General features: G+C 70.5%; 19 protein-coding genes. 5 read left to right on the top strand and 14 right to left on the bottom strand.

Annotated features, from left to right (window positions below; translation table 11 throughout):
* Window positions 1–13: 13 nt before the first annotated feature.
* The 3 genes from IG08_RS60540 to IG08_RS0100440 all read right to left on the bottom strand — a co-directional run bounded on the left by IG08_RS60540 (window position 14) and on the right by IG08_RS0100440 (window position 2,202).
* Complete coding sequence (locus IG08_RS60540; protein WP_199820787.1) at window positions 14–178, bottom strand: hypothetical protein; 165 nt, start codon at window positions 176–178, stop codon at window positions 14–16.
* A gap of 135 nt (window positions 179–313) precedes the next feature.
* Window positions 314–775 carry a molybdenum cofactor biosynthesis protein MoaE gene (locus tag IG08_RS0100435; RefSeq protein ID WP_030594513.1) on the bottom strand — a complete coding sequence of 154 codons (462 nt, stop codon included), beginning with the start codon at window positions 773–775 and terminating at the stop codon, window positions 314–316.
* A gap of 314 nt (window positions 776–1,089) precedes the next feature.
* Window positions 1,090–2,202 carry an SDR family oxidoreductase gene (locus IG08_RS0100440; RefSeq protein ID WP_030594515.1) on the bottom strand — a complete coding sequence of 371 codons (1,113 nt, stop codon included), beginning with the start codon at window positions 2,200–2,202 and terminating at the stop codon, window positions 1,090–1,092.
* A 191-nt stretch (window positions 2,203–2,393) separates the two neighbouring features.
* Here IG08_RS0100440 and IG08_RS0100445 point away from each other — a divergent pair, with 191 nt between their 5' ends.
* Window positions 2,394–3,812 (top strand): zinc-dependent metalloprotease, encoded by a 1,419-nt coding sequence (locus IG08_RS0100445; protein WP_030594517.1) that lies wholly within the window; start codon window positions 2,394–2,396, stop codon window positions 3,810–3,812.
* Window positions 3,809–4,324 (top strand): NUDIX hydrolase, encoded by a 516-nt coding sequence (locus tag IG08_RS0100450; RefSeq protein WP_030594518.1) that lies wholly within the window; start codon window positions 3,809–3,811, stop codon window positions 4,322–4,324. Before IG08_RS0100445 ends, IG08_RS0100450 begins: the two co-directional genes overlap by 4 nt.
* A gap of 61 nt (window positions 4,325–4,385) precedes the next feature.
* Here IG08_RS0100450 and IG08_RS0100455 read toward each other — a convergent pair whose 3' ends face one another.
* From IG08_RS0100455 to IG08_RS0100470, 4 genes are all read right to left on the bottom strand, one after another.
* The gene (locus tag IG08_RS0100455) at window positions 4,386–5,123 is read right to left on the bottom strand and encodes an AIM24 family protein (protein ID WP_030594526.1); all 738 of its coding nucleotides are present in this window, start codon (window positions 5,121–5,123) and stop codon (window positions 4,386–4,388) included.
* A gap of 19 nt (window positions 5,124–5,142) precedes the next feature.
* Entirely contained in the window at window positions 5,143–5,820 is a 678-nt protein-coding gene (locus IG08_RS0100460; RefSeq protein ID WP_030594529.1) for an AIM24 family protein, read from the bottom strand.
* 4 nt (window positions 5,821–5,824) lie between these two features.
* The gene (locus IG08_RS0100465) at window positions 5,825–7,348 is read right to left on the bottom strand and encodes a TerD family protein (protein ID WP_030594533.1); all 1,524 of its coding nucleotides are present in this window, start codon (window positions 7,346–7,348) and stop codon (window positions 5,825–5,827) included.
* A gap of 125 nt (window positions 7,349–7,473) precedes the next feature.
* The gene (locus tag IG08_RS0100470) at window positions 7,474–8,070 is read right to left on the bottom strand and encodes a M48 metallopeptidase family protein (RefSeq protein ID WP_078655368.1); all 597 of its coding nucleotides are present in this window, start codon (window positions 8,068–8,070) and stop codon (window positions 7,474–7,476) included.
* Between the two features lie 240 nt (window positions 8,071–8,310).
* Here IG08_RS0100470 and IG08_RS0100475 point away from each other — a divergent pair, with 240 nt between their 5' ends.
* On the top strand, window positions 8,311–9,534 hold the full coding sequence (locus IG08_RS0100475; RefSeq protein ID WP_030594536.1) for a TOMM precursor leader peptide-binding protein: 1,224 nt from the start codon (window positions 8,311–8,313) through the stop codon (window positions 9,532–9,534).
* Window positions 9,527–10,894: an ABC1 kinase family protein gene (locus tag IG08_RS0100480; RefSeq protein WP_030594537.1), complete on the top strand. Its 1,368-nt coding sequence runs from the start codon at window positions 9,527–9,529 to the stop codon at window positions 10,892–10,894. Before IG08_RS0100475 ends, IG08_RS0100480 begins: the two co-directional genes overlap by 8 nt.
* A 15-nt stretch (window positions 10,895–10,909) precedes the next feature.
* On the opposite strand, the gene IG08_RS59875 is transcribed toward IG08_RS0100480, so the two are convergent.
* From IG08_RS59875 to IG08_RS0100500, 5 genes are all read right to left on the bottom strand, one after another.
* Window positions 10,910–11,119 (bottom strand): hypothetical protein, encoded by a 210-nt coding sequence (locus IG08_RS59875; RefSeq protein ID WP_052424423.1) that lies wholly within the window; start codon window positions 11,117–11,119, stop codon window positions 10,910–10,912.
* A 138-nt stretch (window positions 11,120–11,257) separates the two neighbouring features.
* On the bottom strand, window positions 11,258–11,581 hold the full coding sequence (locus IG08_RS0100490; RefSeq protein WP_030594538.1) for a hypothetical protein: 324 nt from the start codon (window positions 11,579–11,581) through the stop codon (window positions 11,258–11,260).
* The gene (locus tag IG08_RS0100495) at window positions 11,578–11,946 is read right to left on the bottom strand and encodes a WhiB family transcriptional regulator (protein WP_030594553.1); all 369 of its coding nucleotides are present in this window, start codon (window positions 11,944–11,946) and stop codon (window positions 11,578–11,580) included. Before IG08_RS0100495 ends, IG08_RS0100490 begins: the two co-directional genes overlap by 4 nt.
* Before the next feature lie 158 nt (window positions 11,947–12,104).
* Window positions 12,105–12,425, bottom strand: a complete 321-nt coding sequence (locus IG08_RS56560) for a hypothetical protein (protein ID WP_078655369.1) — start codon at window positions 12,423–12,425, stop codon at window positions 12,105–12,107.
* A gap of 169 nt (window positions 12,426–12,594) precedes the next feature.
* Window positions 12,595–14,889 (bottom strand): ATP-dependent DNA helicase UvrD2, encoded by a 2,295-nt coding sequence (locus tag IG08_RS0100500; protein ID WP_234342770.1) that lies wholly within the window; start codon window positions 14,887–14,889, stop codon window positions 12,595–12,597.
* Between the two features lie 85 nt (window positions 14,890–14,974).
* On the opposite strand from IG08_RS0100500, the gene IG08_RS0100505 reads away from it, so the two are divergent.
* On the top strand, window positions 14,975–15,217 hold the full coding sequence (locus IG08_RS0100505) for a mycoredoxin (RefSeq protein ID WP_030594559.1): 243 nt from the start codon (window positions 14,975–14,977) through the stop codon (window positions 15,215–15,217).
* Between the two features lie 267 nt (window positions 15,218–15,484).
* Here the strand turns inward: IG08_RS0100505 and nudC are convergent, their stop codons facing one another.
* Both nudC and IG08_RS0100515 read right to left on the bottom strand, forming a co-directional pair.
* Window positions 15,485–16,429 (bottom strand): NAD(+) diphosphatase, encoded by a 945-nt coding sequence (gene nudC / locus IG08_RS0100510; RefSeq protein ID WP_030594562.1) that lies wholly within the window; start codon window positions 16,427–16,429, stop codon window positions 15,485–15,487.
* Between the two features lie 156 nt (window positions 16,430–16,585).
* Window positions 16,586–17,998 (bottom strand): dipeptidase, encoded by a 1,413-nt coding sequence (locus tag IG08_RS0100515; protein WP_030594564.1) that lies wholly within the window; start codon window positions 17,996–17,998, stop codon window positions 16,586–16,588.
* Window position 17,999 lies beyond the last annotated feature (1 nt).

A 17,999-nucleotide genomic window follows, 5' to 3' on the forward strand; every position in this document is an offset into this window, starting at 1 on the left:
GATCAGTGCCTCGTCAGGGCGCCGAGTGCGACTTCTCCATGGCGTCACGGAAGCGGGCGTACCCGTCCAGCTCGGGACCGTCGCTGCGCACCCTGCGGGTGCGGTTGGCCCAACTGCCCCACAGCCCGGCGGCGATCGCCGCCACAAGCGGAATCAACAACCAGACGAGCGCCCCCATGACGACCTCCCGACCCCAAGCTGAGCGACCGCGCCGATGGTGGCTCAAAAACTGACTGATCAGCAGATTAACCATCCGCACTGACAACGCTCATGCCAGGGGTGCGGTTACGCAACCGGAGGGTGAAGGAAGGGTTCAGCAGGCGCCGACCCACTCCTCGGTTCCGTCGGAGAACTTCTGGTGCTTCCAGATGGGCACCTCGTGCTTGAGGTCGTCGATCAGCTTCCGGCAGGCCTCGAAGGCCTCACCACGATGCGGACACGACACGGCCACGACAACAGCGAGGTCTCCGACCTTCAGATCCCCCACTCGATGCACCGCCGCGAGAGCCCGCACCGGATAGTCGGCGACGACCTTCTCGGCGATCCGCCGCATCTCGGCCTCGGCACTGGGATGACACGAGTACCCGAGCTCGTCGACGTCAACTCCCCCGTCATGATTCCGCACGGTCCCCACGAACAACGCGGTCCCCCCGGCCGCGTCGTCCCCGACGGCCCGGAAGACCTCGTCGAGCGAGAGCGCGGTCTCACGGATGGCAAGGAGCTTGACGGGATCCTGCGCGGCCTGCTCGCCGGGATGATCAGAGGTGACTGCCATACCTCCATCGTGCCGCACGCGCGGGACCACGGGGAATAGCGTTATCGCCCGGCACGCGCGTGTGGGGTTTGGAGCGTCCTACAGAGCAGGACGATGTTCTCGGCGTGCACATCGCCTTCTTGAGCGGGGCCGGCACCACTCAGCCCGTCCGGCGTCTGAGGACGAGGCCCCTTCAGGGCCGAACGGAGGTCCAGGGGGCGGAGCCCCCTGGGAGCGGGGTCGAAGGGGCAGCAGCCCCTGGGGGATGGGACGGGTAGGGGCGGCGGGGGCGAGCTGCATCCATCAGGCAACGCCCCCACCGGCACACGGCGCCCTCAGATCCGCCGCCGAGCCTTCCGAGCCCGCCGCACCACAGCCGCCGCACCCAACAACGCGACCGTCGCCCCCGCAGCCCCCGCCGCCGTCGCGTCCTTCCGCCCCAGCCGCCGCCCCACGACGGTGTGCCGACCGGAGACCTCCTCCAGCAGCTCCCCCAACACCTCTTCGTTGGTCCACTGCGGCCGCCACCCCGCGTCATGCAGCCGGCTCCCACTCACGACCCACGGATACATCGTGTACGCCAGATCCCCGGCCGGAGACGGCGTGAGCCCGATCCGATGCAACCGAGCCGCCGCACCAAGAGCGACGGCCGACGGCAGCTCCATCCGCCGGATCCCGCTGAGCTCCTCGACCTCCTCCTGCTCCAGCCACCCGTCACACCCGACGGCCAGCTCCCCCTCGACCTTCTCCACGACGGCGTACTCGAGGGCACTGCACAGATCCTCGACATGGCAGAACTGCCAAGCAGGCCGCGACCCGGCCACCACCAACAGCCGAGGCGACTCGAAATACCTGGTCAGCGCGGTATCCGTACCGCCCACGAGCACGGCCGGCCGCACGACGGTGACATTGAGTCCCGGATGAGCCCGCGGAGCCCGCCGCGCGAGGCGCTCGATCTCCAGCAGATCCCCCACCCCGGTGGCCTCCGCCGTGGCCCGAAGCTCGGCGTCCTCCGACAGGGGCAGCTCGTTGTCCGGCAGCGCCCCGTAGACCATCGCGGACGTACACAGCACGACCCGATGGACCCCGGCCGCGGCGGCAGCGGTCAGAACGGTCTGTGTCCCCCGTACGTTGTACGCCGTTCGGGCGGCGCCATCCGTCTCCAGATCCAGATCGAGGGCCAGATGCACCACCACATCGGCACCCCGCAGCTTCTCCGCGATGGCCGGATCCCGCACATCGAGGATGTGCCACAGCGCCGCCGCGCACTCGCCACGCCGCTCGTCGATGGCGATGACCTGCTTGATCTCCTCCGAAGCGGCGAGCCGCTCGGTGAGCAGCGCACCGATGCCGGACGCGGCACCGGTGACCGCGACGACGGGCCCGCGTGTCGCGGGATTGGTTGACTCGTTTCGCGCTGCGCGAACCTGAGGATCTGGGGAACTCACCGGGCGTCTCCAGCGGTTGTCTTCAGTACGAACGCGAGTGACGCGTACGTACCAGGTGGCATCCATCCTGCCGCAGGCCGAGAGTCGGCGAAGCACCGAGGCCCGAAGCGCCCATGGTGTCTACGCTGGGTGGTGTTATCGGGCAGTCGTGCCGTCGGGATGACCGGCGGCCTTACCAGCCGAGGTTTCCCGTGAGTGACACCCCATTCGGATTCGGCCTTCCGCCGGAGGAGCCGGACGACGGCGACGAGGGCAAGAAGAAGGACCAGGAGAGCGGTGGTGGTCAGGGACCGGCCAACCCGTTCGGTTTCGGCGGGCTGCCCGGTGCCGGAGGCTTTGGCGGCCCCGGTGCCGACAATCCGCTCGCTGCCATGTTCGGTTCGCTGAACCCCAACGACCTGGGCGCCGCCTTCCAGCAGCTGGGCCAGATGCTCTCGTACGAGGGCGGCCCGGTGAACTGGGACATGGCCAAGCAGATCGCCCGCCAGACGGTCTCCCAGGGCACCCCTGACGGCACCAAGGACTCGAGCATCGGCCCCGCCGAACGCACCGCGGTCGAGGAGGCCGTCCGCCTCGCCGACCTGTGGCTCGACGACGCGACGTCCCTGCCGTCCGGCGCGGGCTCCGCCATCGCGTGGTCCCGCGCGGAGTGGGTCGAGGCGACCCTGCCCGCGTGGAAGGAGCTCGTGGACCCGGTCGCCGAGCGCGTCGGCACCGCCATGGGCGACGTCCTGCCGGAGGAGATGCAGGCCATGGCGGGCCCGCTGATCGGCATGATGCGCTCGATGGGCGGCGCCATGTTCGGCACGCAGATCGGGCAGGCCGTCGGCGTGCTCGCGGGCGAGGTCGTCGGTTCCACCGACATCGGCCTGCCGCTCGGCCCGGCCGGCAAGGCCGCGCTGCTGCCGGTGAACATCGAGGCGTTCGGCAAGGATCTGGGCGTGCCCAAGGAGGAGGTGCGGCTGTATCTCGCCCTGCGCGAGGCCGCCCACCAGCGCCTCTTCGCACACGTGCCGTGGCTGCGCTCGCACCTGTACGGCGCGGTCGACGGGTACGCGCGCGGGATCAAGGTCGACACCGCCAAGCTGGAGGACGTGGTCGGCCAGTTCGACCCGCAGAACCCCGAGCAGCTGCAGGACGCCCTCCAGCAGGGCATGTTCCAGCCGGAGGACACGCCCGAGCAGAAGGCCGCCCTGGCCCGTCTGGAGACGGCTCTGGCGCTTGTCGAGGGCTGGGTGGACGCGGTGGTCCACGCGGCCGCGAAGCCGCGTCTGTCGTCCGCCGACGCGCTGCGCGAGACCCTGCGCCGCCGGCGCGCCTCGGGCGGCCCGGCGGAGCAGACCTTCGCCACGCTGATCGGCCTGGAGCTGCGCCCGCGCCGGCTGCGCGACGCCTCCCGTCTGTGGGCCTCGCTCACGGACGCACGCGGTGTCGACGGCCGGGACGGCCTGTGGGCCCACCCGGACATGCTGCCGACCGCCTCCGACCTGGACGACCCGGACGGCTTCGTGCACCGCGAGCAGCTGGACTTCTCCGAGCTGGACAAGATGCTCGGCGAGGCGGCCGAGAAGCCCGACCTCAAGAAGAAGAAGGACGACGACACCGAGTGAGCCTGTATGACGACGCCGTCCTGGTCCTGAAGGGCTACGAGGACCAGGCGGAGCTTCGCGAGGCCTACCTGGACCATCTCGAGGCTCACTCGGACGGCATGTGGAAGGCCTGCGAGGCGGGGCACATCACGGCGAGTGCCCTGGTCATCGACCCGGAGCAGGGGCGGGTGCTGCTCACGCTCCACAAGAAGATCCGCATGTGGCTGCAGATGGGCGGCCACTGCGAGCCGGTCGACGACACGCTGACGGCCGCCGCCCTGCGCGAGGCGACGGAGGAGTCGGGCATCTCCGGGCTGCGTCTGCTGCCCGGCGGCCCGGCGCGTCTGGACCGCCATCACACACCCTGCGCGTGGCACCTCGACGTCCAGTACGCGGCGCTCGCGCCCTCGGGGGCCGTCGAGGCGATCAGCGAGGAGTCCCTGGACCTGCGCTGGTTCGCCTACGACGAGGTCGCCGACGTAGCCGACGAGTCCGTCGTACGACTGCTGGAAGCGACCCGCGCGCGCCTCTGAACGCGCATGTGTAAGGGGCGCCCGCTGTGGCGGGCGCCCCTTACGTCTGCTGTCCGGACGGTCAGCTGTTGCTGCTCCCGAGGGAGTTCCCGCGCATGCCGAACTGGCCGAGCATCCCGCCGTTGCGCATGCCCTGCGGCGGCAGCAGCTCGCTGGGCTGGACCAGGACGTGGCCCGTGCCGGAGAAGTGCATCTCCCAGCCCTCACCGGTGGTGCCCCTGCGGCGCCACACGGACGAGGTGGAGGTGGGCGCCTGGAGCTGGGTGCGCAGGGACGTGGACCAGGCGATGACGGCGTCGGAGTCGACGCAGACGTTCTTGTCCGGTCCCACGTCCAGCACCAGCGGCTCGCCCGAGGTCATGAGGACGACCTGCCCGGAGCCGGACAGCTCCAGGTTGTAGGCGCCCGCGGAGGCCACCTCGACGGCGCTGTCCACCGCGACGATGCCGACCCCGAGGGAGCCGTCGAAGGCGAGGACTGCGGAGCTGTCGACGGTGATGCCGCGGCCGACCTCCATCACGTGCAGGTACTGGGCGAAGTTGGCCAGGTAGACGACGCCGTTGCCCTTGCAGCGCATGAGTTCCAGGCGCTCGCCGGTCATCCGCTCGACATTGCGCCAGCTGCGGTTGCGGTACTGGCTGTCGAACTCCACCTGCCCCTCGAAGGCCACCATGGCGCCCTGGCGTGCCAGCACGGCGCTGCTGCCCTGGGTGACGTCGGTCTTCAGGAGCTGCGGGTTCTGCAGGGTGTAGCGGCCGGTGGATTCCACCGGAACGTGTGCGAAGAGTGTGCTGTGCATGATGTGCCTGGTGCTCCCCTCAGCCCCGGATCTTGAATCGGTCGCCGGTGTCCTCGCTCGGCTGGACGACCACGAAGCCCTGCCCCTTGAAGCCGATCTGGAAGGCCTCACCGCTGCCCCGGCCGATGAGGGCGCTCGCCTTGATGGTGCGGCGGGCCTTCATCTCCAATCCGGTCGTCCAGGCGATGAGCGCGTCCGGGTCGACGTACGTCTCACGTTCGGCGCAGTCCAGGGCCATCGGGATGCCGCGGCTGACGAGCGCGACCCAGCCGGTGCCCTTCACCACAAGGTTGGTCAGGCCCGAGCCGGACAGCTTGGCGAGCCCCTTGACCGGTTCGATGGTCAGTTCCAGCGAGGCGTCGCAGGCCAGCAGCGTGGCGCCGTTGACCGACAGGGCCTCGCCGTTGAGATGCAGGACGACGACGTCGCCGCCGTAGTCGGCGAGGTAGAGGTCGCCGTCACCGCGACAGAGCATCAGCCTGCCGCCCTCTCCGGTGACCATCGCCTCCGCCGACCTGCGCAGGCTGGCGGGCGCCCCGTCGAACTGCACAAAGCCGTCGTAGGCGATCATCGAGCCGGCCTTGGCCAGCAGGTCCTGTCCGCCGACCATGGTGACCTTGAGCGTCTTGGAGCTGTGCACGCTCATGCGGACACCGGTCGAAGCGGCCCGGTGCGCGTTCAGAGTCTGGGTGTCCATGGCCTCACACCTCGAAGGGCTGTACGACGACGAAGTTGCCGGGGGCGCCGCGGAACTGGAGGTTCACGGCCTCGGCGTTCTGCCGGGCGTACCCGGAGCGGCGCAGCCTGAGCGAGGCCGTGGTGACCGCCTGCGCACCGGCGGACCATGCGATGACGGCGTTGCCGTCGACGTAGGTGGCCGGGCCCACGGGGATGACGACCGGCACGCCGCGTGTCTTCACGGCGACCGCTCCGGTACCGGAGAAGAGCATGCTGAACAGGCCGCCGCCCTCCAGCCCCGCGCCCTCGATCCGGCGGATCTCGGTGTCCAGGGACTCGTCGAAGGCCAGCACGCCGCGTGCGCTCGTGTAGAGCTGCTCGCCCTGGAGGCGGATGACGAACACCCGGCTGGCCTCGTCGGCGAGGAACACCTCGCCGTTGCCGCTACAGCGCATGAGGGACATGCCCTGCCCTGTGAGCGCGCCGGTGAGCTTGCCGAGCAGCCCGGAACCCTTGTGGGCGAAGTCGATGTCGCCCTGGTAGGCGACCATGCTGCCCTGCTTGGCGAGGATGGGCGTGTCCTTGGTGAGGGTGGCCCGCACCAGGTTCGCGTTCTGCTCCGTCCAGCGGTCGCCCACGGGAGCTTCCGCGTACTTCGTCAGGACGACGCGGACGTTCGCCTCGGGCGGCACGGGAGCGAGCTGCGTGCCGCCGAAGGGCTGCGCCTGACCGGGGAAGGCCGTGGGGGCGCCGGGGGGCGCGAACTGGCCGGCGGTGGCTCCCGGAGGCGAGAACTGGCCGGCGGGTGCTCCGGGGGGCGTGAACATCTGCGGGCTCGGCGGCGCGGCGGGTGCGGGCGGCGGGGTGCCGACGACCGTCGGGGCGGTGTGGACGGACGGGGCGGCAGCGGGCGGCGCGCCGAACGTGGGGGCCGGCGCCGGTGCGGGGGCCTGCGGCGGCGGCGCGAACGCCGGGGCCTGGGACTGGGCCGGGACGGCCGGCTCGGCGACGGGCTCCTCCTCGGCGACCTCTCCGCCGAAGTTCTTCAGCAGCGCGTCGAGGCCACCGTCGAAGCCCTGTCCGACCGCGGCGAACCGCCACACGTCCTTCAGGTAGAGATCACCCAGCATCACGGCCCGCTCGGTGGAGAACTCCGAGCCGTCGAAGGCGTACCGCGCCACTTCCTCGCCGCCGGCGACGATACGGACGTATCCGGGGGCGATCTGCGACATCTGACCGGCGCCGTCGAGCGTCGCGGTGAACGACAGCTTCTGGATCTGCGACGGGATCTGATCGAGCGTGACCCGGAAGGACTCCGTGTCGCCCGACTGAGCGCCCAGGAGCTGAATGGCGTCCTCGGGGGACTTCGGCTGGTTGAAGAAGATGAAGTACCGGTCGTCCGAGAGCTGTTCGTCGGCGTCGAGCCCGAAGCAGCTGATGTCGAAGGTCAGCCCGGGTCCGGAGATCTGCACGCCTACGTACAGATCCGTGCCCGCGGTGAGATCACTGATCTTGGCCTTGTGGCCGCGTTGGAATTCCCTGGCCATGCGTAACGACCGTCCCCCATCCCGATGCAAGTACGTCGCGACAGGCTAACGGCAAACGAACGGCAAACTCGGACACGGGTGGAGGTCGGTACAGATCCGGTACGAAATCCCGCTCGGAGCGGCGGTCAATCCCCGCGGGCATCCGGCAGGTGCGGCAGCCGGTCGGCGGCGACTACGCCTTCGAGGTAGCCGCGGGCCCGCTCGGTGCGCGGATACGCCTCCAGCAACCGCCAGAAACGCGGCCCGTGTCCGGGCACGAGCAGATGCGCGAGCTCGTGGAGAAGGACGTAGTCGACGACGTATTCGGGCATGCCCTGCAGCCGGTGCGACAGGCGGATGCTGCCCTCGGAGGGGGTGCACGAGCCCCAGCGCGTGTTCTGGTTGGTGACCCAGCGTACCGAGTTCGGCCGGGCGCGGCCGTCGAAGTACTGGGCGGACAACCGCTCGGCGCGCTCGGCCAGCTCGTCGTCGCCGAGGACCCGTTTGCTCTCCTGGGCGGCCAGTTTGTCGAGCATGACGCTCACCCAGCGTTGCTCCTCCGCCTCGGACATCCGGGCAGGGATGAGTACGACGGTGCGATCGCCCTCGCGGTATGCGGAGACCGTCCTGCGTCGACGGGCGCTCCTGCGGACCTCGATCGCGCTCGTCCCCGAGCCGCTGGGCGGCTGGCTCGTCGTGCTGCGCTGTGGCGTTCCGGCGCGGTGCAGTGGGTCGGCGGACACGCCCCGACGTTACCCGCTGCACACGGGGGAAGTCCCGACTCCGGGACGGTTCGCTTCCGATCCCCCACCATGCGTTTGATTTGTACGACGAATACCCCCCACCTGTGGACAACTTTCGGCACGCAGTGACGAAGTCCGGGCATGCTGGCAGCGCCGGCGAAGCTGCGACCGACCATCGCCCTGGCTCCACCGGCGGACGGGGATGTTCTACGAGGGCTACGGGGGCCTGTCATGCAAGCAATGGTTCCGCTCGTGAAGCCCGCGCTGCGGCGCGGCTGGCGCGATCTCAACACCGTGCAGTTCGGGATGACTCCGGCGCACGCGATGACACTGGGTCCGATGGACACGGCGACGGGCAGTTTCCTCGACCTGCTCAACGGCACACGCGGGGTCGAACTCCTGCGGCAAGAGGGCCACCGTATGGACCTGCCGGAGGGGCATGTCGACGCGCTGGTGCAGCGACTGGCCCGGGCCGGGCTCGTCGACGACGCCAGGGGCGGTGGTCCGGACGCCGACGCGCTGCGTGGAAAGAAGGAGGTGCTCGACCGGCTGCGCCCCGATCTGGCCTCGCTGTCCCTGATCACGTCCGAACCGGGTGACGCGCTCGGACTCCTGGCCGCCCGCCGCTCACTGCGCGTGCAGATCAGAGGCGCCGGCCGGGTGGGCGCGGTCCTGGCCTCGCTGCTGTCGGGGGCGGGAGTCGGCGAGGTCGACGTGTGCGACGGCGGCCGCGTCGAGCCGTGGGATGTCACCCCGGGCGGGTTGCCCGCCGAGTCCGTCGGCGACCGCAGGGACGAGGCCGCCCGACGGGCCGTACGCCGGGCGGCACCGGACCGCCCGCCGCGCCGCGGCAGCCGGGCATCGTCCGAGGAGGACGACTCCGGCTTCTCCCTGGTGATCCTCACCCCACGGGACGACGTCGACGTGTACGCACCCGCCCCGTCCACCGCCGAACCCCTCGTCCACTCCGGCACACCTCATCTGTACGCCGGCGTCGTGGAGGCGACCGGAGTGGTCGGTCCCCTTGTACTGCCCGGCGAGACGGCCTGTGCCGGTTGTCTGCACGAGGCGCGCACCGACCGGGACCAGGCCTGGCCGCGGCTCGTCGCCCAGTGGCGCTCGGGCAGGCCGCGCCCGGTCCGGGCCTGCGACCTCACACTGGCCACGACCGTCGCAGGGCTGGCGGCCGCACATGCGCTCGCCTTCCTGGACGGCCAGGTCCCGTCGAGCGCCGGCGCCCGCTGGGAGGTCTCCCTGCCCGGCCTCCACTGGCACGCGCGGCCGGTCTGGGCGCATCCCGCATGCGCGTGCGGCGCCGCGGAGAAAGGTGTGGAAAAAGGTAAGGAGGAACACACCTCCAAGGACGAGGAGTCGCACGAGACAATGGCAGAGCAACGGCCGTCGGAGTTACGCCGTAAGGCGGACGCGGCACGGCCGGCAGGGACCAGGAGGGCGCATGTCTGATCTTCCCCGCAAGGCGGTCACCCGCACCGCCAAGCTCGCCGCGCTTCCGCTCGGTTTCGCCGGGCGGGCCACTTGGGGACTGGGCAAGCGGATCGTGGGCGAGTCCGCGGAGATCGTCGGGCGCGAGTTGCAACAGCGCACGGCGGAGCAGCTCTTCAAGGTGCTCGGCGAGCTCAAGGGCGGCGCCATGAAGTTCGGCCAGGCCCTGTCCGTCTTCGAGTCGGCGCTCCCCGAGGAGGTCGCCGGCCCCTACCGGGCGGCGCTGACGAAACTGCAGGAGGCGGCGCCCCCGATGCCGACCCGCACCGTGCACACGGTGCTGGAGCAGCGCCTCGGCGCGGACTGGCAGGACCTGTTCCTCGAGTTCGAGGACAAACCCTCCGCGGCCGCGTCGATCGGCCAGGTGCACCGGGGCGTGTGGCACGACGGTCGTGAGGTGGCGGTCAAGGTCCAGTACCCGGGTGCCGGCGAGGCCCTGCTGTCCGACCTGACCCAATTGGGGCGTTTCGCCCGCCTGTTGGGGCCTCTCGTTCCCGGCATCGACATCAAGCCCCTCATCGCGGAGCTGCGCGACCGGGTCTCGGAGGAACTCGACTACGGCCTGGAGGCGCAGGCGCAGCGGGCTCACGCCGAGGAGTTCACGGACGACCCGGACGTCGTGGTGCCGGACGTGGTTCACCAGTGCGACCAGGTCCTGGTCTCGGAATGGATGGACGGCGTCCCGCTGTCGGAGGTGATCTCCGACGGGACCCAGGAGCAGCGCGACCGCGCCGGCCAACTCCTCGCCCGCTTCCTCTTCTCCGGGCCCGCCCGCACCGGTCTCCTGCACGCCGACCCGCACCCGGGCAACTTCCGGCTGCTGCCCGGCAGCCCGGACGGCAAGGACGACTGGCGTCTGGGCGTCCTGGACTTCGGCACGGTCGACCGGCTCCCGGGGGGCCTGCCGACCCCCATCGGCACCTCCCTGCGCATGACCCTCGACGGCGAGGCGGAGGCCGTCTACGAACTCCTCTGCGTGGAGGGCTTCGTCAAGGAGTCCATAGCACTGGACCCCGACGCCGTCCTCGACTACCTCCTGCCGATCATCGAACCGGCGCAGGTCGAGGAGTTCACCTTCACCCGCGGCTGGATGCGCAGTCAGGCCGCCCGCATCGGCGACCCCCGCGGCCCCGCCTACCAACTGGGCAAACAGCTCAACCTGCCCCCGGCGTACCTGCTCATCCACCGGGTGACCCTGAGCACGATCGGGGTCCTGTGTCAGCTGGGCTCGACGGTGCGCCTGCGTGAGGAGCTGGAGGAGTGGCTGCCGGGATTCATACCGGAGGAGGACTTGGAGGAGGAACCGGCGGCCCAGGCCTGAGGTTCCTCGCGCGTCTCACCACCAGGCCGAGTCCAACCGCCCCTCGATCGCCCTGAGGTTCTCCCGGGAGCAGGTGTCGCAGAAGTACTGACGGACGCCGTTCTCCAGGGAGCAGGTCCAGGTGGGCTGCGGGTCCTCGCCCTGCGTGCCGCAGCGGGCGCACACGAGGGGCCGGTGCTCCTTTGCGGAGCCGCCGTTGTCACTGCCTCCGGGAAGACTCGTCACCCGGCGACGATATCGCCATGGCCGGGGCATCTGTGGGCACAACGCACCGCGGGGGCCGGTCCGTTCGGACGGACCGGCCCCCGCGGGGAGAGCTACCGCCTCCCTGATCGGGAGGCCACCGCTTCTGGTGTGGTCGGGTTACTGCATGACCGCCATGGCGAGCGCCCGGCGAGCACGCATCGACGCGCGCTCGGCACGGCGCTGCATCCGGCGAGCGGTCACCAGGCGCACGGCCCGGCGTTCCTGCTCGGCCTCATGCAGTCGGTCGTGCATATGCGCACGAGCCAGGGCTTCTGGTTGGAGTTGCATCTCTCGGGTCCTGTTCTGACGCGAGTCGTTCGCGCCGGTGGTGGTGAAGTCTGGGATCGCGGAGCCTGCGGGCTCGCTGGTGGACGGCTTCATCGGGGCCTGCTTCTTGGGGTCGTTCGTGAGGGGGCGGTCGATCGTTCCTAGGGTGTTCATGCCATGACCGGGTTCTTGCGCGGGCGGCCACGCGGCCGCTTCCGGGCGACGACGACACCCTGGACGAACAGCTCGCCACCCCAGACGCCCCAGGGCTCACGCCGCTCCTTGGCGCCGGCGAGGCAGGCCTCGACCAGCGGGCAGGTGCGGCAGAGGGACTTGGCGTACTCGACGTCCGCCGGCGTCTCGGCGAAGAAGACCTCCGGGTCGTACGAACGGCAGGGGACGGGTACGCCGAGGTTCTCGATGGCGTCGTCGAGCGCGGTGAGCGCAGTCAGCGGGGTCAAGGTGGAGTCCTCCGTGAGGCCGGGCGGGGGGATCGTTTCGGAAGGCGGTACGGACGTGGCGTGCGCTTCGAGTTGCACGGTTTCGTCTTCCTCGTCTGGTCGGTCCGGCCCTGTTGGGCCGGGTGTCGGCTGTTGTCCCGAGGCCCCTTCGCTCCGTCGTCCCCGTTTTGGGGAAAACAGAAGGGCCGCGGATCCCGGATGGGGTTCCGCGGCCCTGAAGGCGCCGGCCTGATCAATCAGGCTGGATCACTCCAGGGTTCTGGCCCACGGAAGGCCCACATCTGGTGGTGCTGCGTCGTCTGCTTCCGGCTACCGGCACCGGCCGCCGCAAAGGCATAGGTCTGCGCCTGTGCCGCTACTGCTTCCAGTGCCTTCGTCGGTCGCTCATTGCGCTCACGGTTGGGAAGACCCGCGAGAGACACGGAGGACGCCGGACGCACGGCAGGAATGCCGGACAGACCGGTGCCCAGGTTCGAAACGCCGAGCATGCACGCGGAGACGACCGAGCGATCGGTCAATTTGACGGAGCTGACAGAGCTGGTGTTGATGCTGATCACTGGAATCGCCTCCTCTCGGCGTCTCGGGGGACCGCGGGGTGAGCCGCAGTCCGACGGGTATGCAAGTACAGCACGGAATCGGGGCCTTCGAGAAGGCCTCCGTCCCCGTGGCTAAGAACCTATGGGGATTGCTGGGGCATGCGCAAACTATTTTTTCGACGAGTTCGCCTCAGTCCTCAACTTCTTCGCCCACTCCCTCCTGGCCTGCGCAGATGGCCAGAACATCGGCTCCGTAGCGGTTGAGCTTGCGGACCCCGACCCCGGGGATCCGCGCGAGCTCTCCCTCGTCGTCGGGGACGGCCTCGGCGATCGCCATCAGCGTCTTGTCGGTGAAGACACAGAAGGCGGGCTGTCCGCTGCGCTGCGCCTGGACCGCGCGCCAGTCGCGCAGCCGCTCGTACAGCCCCTCGTCCATGTCGGAGGGACAGTCCTCGCAGCGCATGAGTTTCATCTCGCCTGCGTCGGTGAGCGTGCGCCCGCAGACCCGGCAGCGGGCCGGCGTGCGCTGCGTCCGTCTGGGCACGGCGCCCACCGGGGTCGTGAAGCCCCGCTCGACGCCCCCGGGGCCGCCCGCGGCGGCACGTCCGGCCGTCGCGGTCGAGCCGGGGCGCAGTCCGTCGAGGAAGCGGCTGGGGCGACGGTTCGGGCGGCCGCCGGGCGAGCGGGAGAGCGACCAGGAGACATGAAGGTGTTGCCGGGCCCGGGTGACACCGACGTAGAGGAGACGGCGCTCCTCCTCGATCTGCTCGTCGGTCTTTGCGTAGGTGATCGGCATCATGCCCTCGGCGACACCGACCAGGAAGACGACGTCCCACTCCAGGCCCTTGGCCGAGTGCAGGGAGGCGAGGGTGACGCCCTCGACGGTCGGGGCGTGCTGGGCGTTCGCCCGCTCGTCGAGTTCGGCGACGAGGTCGCTCAGGGTGGCGCCGGATCTGGCGGCGGCGAAGTCCTGCGCGAGGTTCACCAGAGCGGCGAGCGACTCCCAGCGTTCTCTGACGGCGCCGGAACCGGCCGGGGGCACGGAGGTCCAGCCCTCCCCCGACAGCACGGCACGCACCTGGGAGGGCAGGTCGACGACATCGTCGAGGAGAGAGTCGTTGCCGCCGAAACGGGCTGCGGCGCGCAGGGCGATGCCGGCCTTGCGCACCTCCGGACGGTCGAAGAACCGCTCGGCGCCACGCAGCTGGTAGGACACTCCCACGTCGGCGAGGGCCTGTTCGTAGGTCTCGGACTGGGAGTTCGTGCGGAACAGGATGGCGATCTCGCTGGCCCGGACGCCGGAGGCGATGAGCTCACGGATGCGGCGGGCGGCGCCCTCGGCCTCGGCGGGTTCGTCGCTGTATTCGGTGTAGACGGGCTCGGGCCCCGGCCGGCGCTGCGAGATCAGCTCCAGTCGGTGGTCGGCGGCGCGGCCCCGGGCCTGGGCGAGCAGGCCGTTGGCGAGGTGGACGACCTGAGGGGTGGAGCGGTAGTCGCGGACCAGCTTGACGACGGTGGCACCGGGGTGGCGGGTGCGGAAGTCGAGCAGGTGGTCGGGAGTTGCTCCCGTGAAGGAGTAGATCGTCTGGCTGGCGTCGCCGACGACACACAGGTTTTCCCGCTCGCCGAGCCACAGCTCCAGCAGGCGCTGCTGGAGGGGGCTGACGTCCTGGTACTCGTCAACCACGAAGTGCTGGTACTGGGAGCGGACCTGCTCGGCGATGTCGCGCCGGTCCTGGAGGACGGCGACGGTCAGCAGCAGGACGTCCTCGAAGTCGATGACGGCACGATCGCGCTTGAGGTCCTCGTAGGCGGCGTAGAGCTGGGCGATCTCGGCCGGGGCCCGGGGGGTCTCGCGGCCGGCCTTGGCGGCCGCGAGGGCGTAGTCGGAGGGGACGGTCTGGGTGACCTTGGACCATTCGATCTCGCCGGTGACGTCCCGCAGCTCGCCCCGGTCGAGGCGGATGCGGCAGGCGGCGGCCGCGTCGGAGACGAGCTGGATCTTGCGGTCGACGAGCCGGGGCATGGAGCCGCCGACCGCTTTCGGCCAGAAGTACTGGAGCTGGCGCAGGGCGGCCGAGTGGAAGGTGCGGGCCTGGACGCCGCCCGCGCCGAGCTGGCGCAGCCGGCCGCGCATCTCGCCCGCGGCACGGTTGGTGAAGGTGACGGCCAGCACGGTGGAGGGCTGCAGGATGCCGGCCCGCACGCCGTAGGCGATGCGGTGGGTGATCGCCCGGGTCTTGCCCGTGCCGGCGCCCGCCAGCACGCACACCGGACCGTGCAGGGCGGTGGCCACCTCGCGCTGCTCGGGGTCGAGCCCTTCGAGTACCGCGTCGGGCGAGGCCGGTGTCTGCGGGAAGAGCGTGGAGTGCGTTGCTGCTGTCACATGGCCATGCTGCCAGGTCGGCGGAGACGGGTGAGGCCGTTGTCCACAGGCAGGCCATCGCAGTCGTACTAATGCGGCAGGCGTCACGTCCGACCGCATACCCCCCGCGGGAATGGCGGCCGTGTCGCGTACGTTCCTCTCACTGCGAGAACAATCCGCCGAGCTGCCGAGGAGCGCGCGAGACATGCAGGGCACCGTGACGATGTACAGCACCACGTGGTGCGGTTACTGCCAGCGGCTGAAGAAGCAGCTGGACCGCGAGGGCATCGCGTACACCGAGATCAACATCGAGCAGGACCCCGCGTCCGCGGCGTTCGTCGAGAAGGCGAACGGCGGAAACCAGACGGTTCCGACCGTGCTGTTCCCCGACGGCTCGACGCTCACGAACCCTTCGCTGGCTCAGGTCAAACAGAAGGTCGGCGCCTAAGCGCTCCGCTGGTCCACGGAAGGCGGTCCCCGAGATGCACTCAGGGACCGCTTTCGTATGAGTCGCCCCACACCATCGAGTAGCGCCACGGCAACCGGCGCCGGAAGCGGCAGCCGGGCAACAGTCGGTGGGCAGCCCGCCGGACCTCGCAGCAGCGCCGGCAGTCGGACCGTGCGGCCGGCCGCGTCCCGAGCGGTCCACACCCGTCACGGACGCGGCCTTATGCGCAAGGCAGGCACGGATCGGTCATGTGCGCCCCGGGTCGGCTCAGACGAAGGTCCTCGTCGGCAGCGGCTTGCCGTACCAGAGCTCGATCAGGCGGGCCGCGATCGAGATGCCGTAGGGCGGGAGCACCTCACCGGATTCGAACGCGGCGCCCAGTTCGTCGCGGGAGAACCAGCGGGCCTCGTGGATCTCGTCGCCGTCGACGTTGACCTCGGTGGAGGTGGCGCGGGCCATGAAGCCGAGCATGAGGCTGGACGGGAACGGCCAGGGCTGGCTGGCGACGTACTCGACCTGGCCGACGGTGATACCGGCCTCCTCGAAGACCTCGCGGCGCACCGTCTGCTCGATGGACTCGCCGGGCTCGACGAAGCCGGCGAGCGTCGAGAAGCGTCCCTCGGGCCAGTGGACCTGCCGGCCGAGCAGGATGCGGTCGTCGTCGTCGGTGACGGCCATGATCACGGCGGGGTCGGTACGCGGGTAGTGCTCTCCGCCACAGGCCGAGCAGCGGCGGATGTGACCGGCCGCGGCGATGACCGTGCGCTCGCCGCAGCGGGAGCAGAAGCGGTGGGTGCGCTGCCAGTTCTCCAGGCCTACGGCGTGCACCATCAGGCCCACGTCTCGGGGTGACAGCAGCAGACCGGCCTCGCGCAGGCCGGCCGGGCGCGCGGACTGGTCGATACGGCCGGGCAGCGCGTCCTTCTGGAGGGCGAAGTAGCTGACGCCGTCCTCGTCGGTCCCCAGGAAGTAGCGGTGTGCCTCGGTCAGCGGGGCCTCGAAGGAGGGGGTCATGACGAGTTCGGTGCTGCCGTCCGCCGTCTCGTCGATGAGGACCTGGCCGCCGGAGACCACGAAGCAGCGGGTCGTGGGGTGGCTCCACGCCGCCGCCAGCCAGGCCTCGTCGAGCCGGTGGTGGGCGGCGCGGTCGATGCCGCTCGGGGCGGTGAGCGAGATCGGTCGGTCGGCGGTGTGGTCGGTCCAGGTGGTCACGAGTGCTTCCAACTCCCCCGGTGCAGCGGATTGTTTCGGCGGGCGGTTCGGTGGGACGTACGGCGGGAGACGACGGGGTCCGGTGGAGGTTCGCAGTGCGGGACGGCCTTTCCAGTGTGCCCCGCGCGCGATGGCGCTCCGGACGACACGGGTCGATCAGGGCTCATGGCGCCAGTGCTCGGCCAGGTCGCCCCACAGGTACGCGGTGGTCTCGACGCCCTTGAGGAGCAGATCGAGCTCGACCTTCTCGTTCGGAGCGTGCCAGCCGTCGGACGGGACGGAGATGCCGAGGAACAGCACGGGTGCGCCGAGGACTTCCTGGAGGTCAGCGGCCGGTCCCGAGCCGCCCTCACGTGTGAAGCGGACCGGCTTGTCGAAGGCGCGGCCCATGGCGCGGGCGACGGACTGCAGGGCCGGGTGGTCCAGCGGTGTCAGGCAAGGGCGCGTGGCCGCGCCGAACGTGATCTCCTGCCGGATCCCCGCGGGCACCTGCTCGGCGGCCCAGGCCCGCACGGCCTTCTCGATGTGGCCGGGCTCCTGGCCCGCGACCAGCCGGAAGGAGAGCTTCACCATGGCGGAGGACGGGATGATCGTCTTGCTGCCCGGGCCCTGGTAACCGCCGCCGATGCCGTTCACCTCGGCGGTGGGGCGGGCCCAGATGCGCTCCAGGGTGGTGTGCCCGTCCTCGCCCTGGGTGGCGTGCGACTTGGCGGTGTGCAGCCACTGCTGCTCGTCGAAGGGCAGCTCGGCGAAGAGTTCGCGCTCGCGGTCGGTGAGCTCGACGATGCCGTCGTAGAAGCCCGGGACCGCCACGCGTGCGTGCTCGTCGTGCAGGGCGGCGACGAGGCGGGCGGCGGCCGTGGCCGGGTTGGGGACGGCGCCGCCGAAGGAGCCGGAGTGGATGTCCTGGTCGGGGCCGTACAGCCGGATCTCGCACTCGGCGAGGCCACGCATGCCGGTGCACACGGTGGGGATGTCCTCGGACCACATGCCGGTGTCGGAGACGATCACGGCGTCGGCGGCGAGCCTGTTCGCGTGTTCCTCGACGAGGGCACGGAAGTGCGGAGAGCCGGACTCCTCCTCGCCCTCGATCAACAGCTTCAAGTTGACGGCGGGCGCGGTCCGGCCGGTGGCGGCGAGGTGGGCGCGGACGCCGAGTGTGTGGAAGAAGACCTGGCCCTTGTCGTCGGCCGCCCCGCGCGCGTAGAGGCGGTTGTCGCGGACGACGGGCTCGAAGGGCTCACTGTCCCAGCCGTCCTCGCGGGCGGCGGGCTGCACGTCGTGGTGGCCGTAGACGAGAACCGTGGGCGCCTCGGGGTCCTCGGCGGGCCACTCGGCGAAGACGGCGGGTGCGCCCGGTGTCTCCCAGACCTCGGTCGTGGGAAAGCCGGTCTCCCTGAGCTTGGCGGCGAGCCAGTCCGCGCTGCGTCTCACGTCGGGGCCGTGGTCGGGCTGGGCCGAGACGGACGGGATGCGCAGCCACTCGGCGAGATCGTCCAGGAAGGCGGCGCGGTGCTGTTCGACGTACGTACGGACGGCGCTGACGGCACTGTCAACGGTATGGCTCATG

This window comes from Streptomyces fulvoviolaceus, assembly GCF_000718165.1.
Lineage (GTDB): Bacteria > Actinomycetota > Actinomycetes > Streptomycetales > Streptomycetaceae > Streptomyces > Streptomyces fulvoviolaceus.